Genomic DNA, 4587 nt, shown 5'->3' with positions numbered 1-4587 from the left:
TCCGGCCGCGACGCTGTGATCACCTGCACCACACCAACATGATCAACTACCGGCCCGGCCGCTCCGACACCGGGTTACGAGACATCCCTTAGGCCAACGCGTCGTCGATGGCCTTGGTGATCCGTTTCAGCGACACCGGGTGCGCCGTGCCGAGGGTCTGCGCGAAGAACGACACGCGCAGTTCCTCGATCATCCACCGCACCCCGTTCAACGCCGGTGACGACGTCCCCGGCGGCAGCGCGGCCACGGCGTCGGCGTACTCGCCCTGGATCCACGCGATGTCCGCCGTCCGCTGCAGGTCGCGCGTCGGCTCGGTCGGCAGTTTCTCCAGCCGCCGCGAGATCCCTTGCAGGTAGCGGACGACGTGCCGCAGCCGGGACGCGCCCGTCGCCGTCACGAAACCCGGGTACACCAAGCCCGCCAGCTGGGCGCGGATATCGGACAGCGACTCCGCCGGACCACGAGACGAAGGCAGCGCCACCTCGACGTCGTTCGCCGCGCGCAGGATCTTCTCCACGTCCGTCAGGACCGCCAGCACCTCCGGGTGCAGGGCCGCCCGCACGCGTTCCAGCAGCACCTTGAACCCGGTCTCGTCGAACACCGGACCGCCGCCGGCCGCCATCAGGGCGTCCACCGCGCAGTCGACGCAGTCTTCGAGCAGTGCCGCCACGCTGCCGTGCGGATTCCGGTTGAGCACCAGCTTCGAGGAGTTGGACAGCGACCGCGTGATGAACTTCATCGGCGAGTTCAGGTTCAGCCGCAGCATCCGCCGTGTGCCCGCCCACATCGCGTGTTCCTGCTGGCCCGGCGTGTCGAGCAGCCGCACGGCCACCGACGCGCCCTCGTCCACCAACGCCGGGTACGCCTTGACGTCGTGACCGCGCTGCGTCGACTCGAACACCTTCGGCAGCGAACCGAACGCCGGTTTCGTCAGCCCGGCCTTCTCGATGCTGTTGGCGGCCCGGGAGATCGTGGCCCGGACCTTCGGGGCCAGTTTCCGCTGCAGCTCCTCGATGTCCTTGCCCTCGGCGACGCGCTTGCCGCGCTCGTCGACCACCCGGAACGTCATCTTCAGGTGCTCCGGCACCGAGGAAAGGTCCCAGTCCGCGTAGGGAACCGTGATGCCGCGCAGGGAACGCAGCTCGCGGCCGAGCACCTCCAGCAGCGGACCGTCCGAAGGCGACACTCGCGATAGGACATACGCCGCGGTGTCCGGCGCCGGGACGAAGTTGCGCCGCAGCGCCTTCGGCAGCGACTTGATCAGCTGCGTCACCAGTTCCGCGCGCAGGCCCGGCACCTGCCAGTCGAAGCCGTGCGGCGTCACCTGGTTCAGCACCGGCAGCGGGATGTGCACGGTGACGCCGTCGGCGTCCGCGCCCGGCTCGAACTGGTAGGTCAGCGTGAAGACCTGCGTGCCCTGCGTCCACGAGTCCGGGTAGTCGCCCTCGCGGACGCCGCCCGCGGTCTCGTTGATGAGCATGGACTTTTCGAACGAGAGCAGGTCCGGCTGCTCGTGGCGCGTCTTCTTCCACCACGTGTCGAAGTGGCGCACCGAAACGACGTCCGCCGGGACGCGGGCGTCGTAGAACTCGTAGAGCGTCTGGTCGTCGACGAGGATGTCGCGCCGCCGCGCCCGGTTCTCGAGGTCCTCGACTTCTTCCAGCAGGGCCCGGTTTTCGGCGAAGAAGTGGTGGCGCGTCTGCCAGTCACCCTCGACGAGCGCGTGCCGGATGAACAGCGCCCGCGACATCTCGGGGTCGATCCGGCCGTAGTTGACGCGGCGGTCGGCGATCAGCGGCACGCCGTACAGCGTGACGCGTTCGGTCGCCATCACCGCGCCCTGCTTGCGCTCCCAGTGCGGCTCGGAGTAGTTGCGCTTGACGACGTGCTGCGCGAGCGGCTCGACCCACTCGGGCTCGATGCGCGCGTTGACCCGCGCCCAGAGCCGCGACGTCTCGACCAGCTCCGCCGACATCACCCAGCGCGGCTGCTTCTTGAACAGCGCCGACCCCGGGAAGATGCCGAACCGGGCGCCGCGCGCACCCAGGTAGTCGCCCTTCGCCGGGTCCTTGAGCCCGATGTGCGAGAGCAGCCCGGCGATCAGCGACGTGTGCACGCGCTGCGGGTCGGCCGGGGTCGTGTTCGTGTTCAGGGAGATGCCGAGCGGCTTGGCCAGCTGACGCAGCTGGCTGAAGATGTCCTGCCACTCGCGCAGCCGCAGGTAGTTCAGGTACTCGGTGCGGCACATGCGCCGGAACTGGTTGCCCGACAACGCCTTCTGCTGCTCGGCGACGTACTCCCAGAGGTTGAGGTAGGCGAGGAAGTCCGACGTCGGGTCGGCGAAGCGCGCGTGCTGGGCGTCGGCCGCCTGCTGCTTCTCCGCCGGCCGCTCGCGCGGGTCCTGGATGGACAGTCCCGCCGCGATGATCATGACCTCGCGGACGCACCCGTTCTTCGCGGCCTCCAGCACCATCCGGCCCATCCGCGGGTCGACGGGCAGCTGCGCGAGCTTGCGGCCGATGTCGGTGAGGGTGCGGTCGGAACCGGTGCTCGAGAACGCACCGAGTTCCTGCAGCAGCCCGATGCCGTCGGTGACCTGGCGGCGGTCCGGCGGCTCGACGAACGGGAACGCCGCGATGTCGCCGAGGCCGAGCGAGGTCATCTGCAGGATGACCGACGCGAGGTTGGTCCGCAGGATCTCCGGATCGGTGAACTCCGGCCGGTTCTCGAAGTCCTCTTCGGAGTAGAGCCGGATGCAGATGCCGTCGGACGTCCGGCCGCAGCGGCCCTTGCGCTGGTTCGCCGACGCCTGCGACACCGGTTCGATCGGCAGCCGCTGCACCTTCGTGCGGTGGCTGTAGCGCGAGATCCGCGCGGTGCCCGGGTCGACGACGTACTTGATGCCCGGCACGGTCAGCGAGGTTTCGGCGACGTTCGTCGCGAGCACGACCCGGCGTCCGCTGTGGGCTTGGAAGATGCGGTGCTGCTCGGCCGCCGACAGCCGCGCGTACAGCGGCAGGACCTCGGTGCCGCGCAAGTTCGCGCGGTTCAGCACGTCGGCGGTGTCGCGGATTTCGCGCTCGCCGGAGAGGAACACCAGGATGTCGCCCGGGCCCTCGGCGCACAGCTCCTCGACGGCCTCGAGGATGCCTTGTGTCTGGTCGCGCTCGTCGTCGCCTTCGGGGTCGTCCGGGTCGACCAGCGGCCGGTAGCGCGTCTCGACCGGGTACGTCCGGCCGGAGACCTCGACGATCGGGGCGTCGTCGAAGTGCTTCGAGAAGCGCTCGGGGTCGATGGTCGCCGAGGTGATGATGACCTTGAGGTCGGGGCGGCGCGGCAGCAGTTGCTTGAGGTAGCCGAGGATGAAGTCGATGTTGAGGCTGCGCTCGTGGGCCTCGTCGATGATGAGGGTGTCGTACTGGCGCAGCGAGCGGTCGGTCTGGATCTCGGCCAGCAGGATGCCGTCGGTCATCAGCTTGACCAGCGTGTCCTGCCCGGACTGGTCGGTGAACCGCACCTTGTACCCGACGGCGTCGCCGAGCTCGGTCTTCAGCTCGCTGGCGATCCGGTCGGCGACCGTGCGCGCGGCGAGGCGCCGCGGCTGGGTGTGCCCGATCTGGCCGCGGATGCCGCGGCCGAGCTCGAGGCAGATCTTCGGCAGCTGGGTGGTCTTGCCCGAGCCGGTCTCCCCCGCGACGATCACGACCTGGTGCTTCTCGATCGCCGCGCCGATCTCGTCCTTGAGCTTGCTGACCGGCAGCTCTTCGGGGTATTCGATCTTGGGCACGCTCGCGCGGCGCGACGCGAGGCGCAGCTCGGCCTTTTCGACGTCGGCGGAGATCCGCGCGAGGGCGGCATCGCGGTCGCGAGCCTTGCGGGCGCCGTCGAGCCGCCGGCGCAGCCGCTGCTCGTCGCGCGGCATCAGCTCGGGCAGGCGCGCACGCAGCGCTTCGAAGGGGGATGACGTGGACATGCTTAGGCCAAGGATAGCCGTGGGTGACGAACCGGGCTTCCGAATATCCCCGCCGCGTGACCGGGCGCACGCTCGAAGCGCCCCGAGGTGGCCTCGGGGCGCTTCGGGCCGGGTCAGCCCCGCTGGTTCGGGTACTGCTGGTTCGGGTACTGCGGCTGCGGCGCCTGGGCCGGGTACGGCTGCTGGCCGGGGTAGGCCTGCGGGGCGGGGGGCTGCTGGGCGAACTGCTGCTGCGGCGCCTGGCCCGGGTAGGGCTGCTGGCCGGGATAGGCCTGCGGGGCGGGCGGCTGCTGGGCGAACTGCTGCTGCGGCTTGGCGGCCTTGGTCCGGCCGAGCAGCAGCCCGGCCGCGATCAGCACCAGACCGCCCACGCCGAGCGCGATGCCGAACACCGGCTGCATGTCGTCGGCCCACTCGATCAGGATGAACGTCCGGCCGAGCTGTCTGAGGACGAGCGAGCCGAAGCCGAGGAACGTGAACAGCGCACCGACGCGCACCAAAATGGACATGGAAACCCCCAAGGGATGTCTCGTAACTCGTGTTGTGGTTGGTGGGGCTGGTGTTGCCGGTCAGTTGGCGAGGAGGATGTTGTGCAGGTGCGCGATGCCGGACAC

General features: G+C 69.6%; 2 protein-coding genes. Both read right to left on the bottom strand.

Translation table 11 applies throughout. The features are described from left to right. Positions 1 to 88: 88 nt before the first annotated feature. Complete coding sequence (hrpA, locus tag ACZ7OH_RS51795; protein ID WP_470287721.1) at positions 89 to 3973, bottom strand: ATP-dependent RNA helicase HrpA; 3885 nt, start codon at positions 3971 to 3973, stop codon at positions 89 to 91. 113 nt (positions 3974 to 4086) lie between these two features. Beyond that, a complete protein-coding gene (locus ACZ7OH_RS51790; RefSeq protein ID WP_470287720.1) occupies positions 4087 to 4482 on the bottom strand; it encodes a hypothetical protein in 396 nt (131 codons plus the stop codon). Between the last annotated feature and the right edge of the window lie 105 nt (positions 4483 to 4587).

This window comes from Amycolatopsis sp. NPDC114478, from assembly GCF_055633805.1.
Note: the sequence above shows the minus strand (reverse complement) of the source record. Positions and strands in the feature narration are given on the sequence as shown.

What these genes read in the sequence shown, in the direction of transcription:
- hrpA (WP_470287721.1), bottom strand. Translation starts at nt 3,973, where the DNA reads ATGTCCACGTCATCCCCCTTCGAAGCGCTGCGTGCGCGCCTGCCCGAG.
- ACZ7OH_RS51790 (WP_470287720.1), bottom strand. Translation starts at nt 4,482, where the DNA reads ATGTCCATTTTGGTGCGCGTCGGTGCGCTGTTCACGTTCCTCGGCTTC.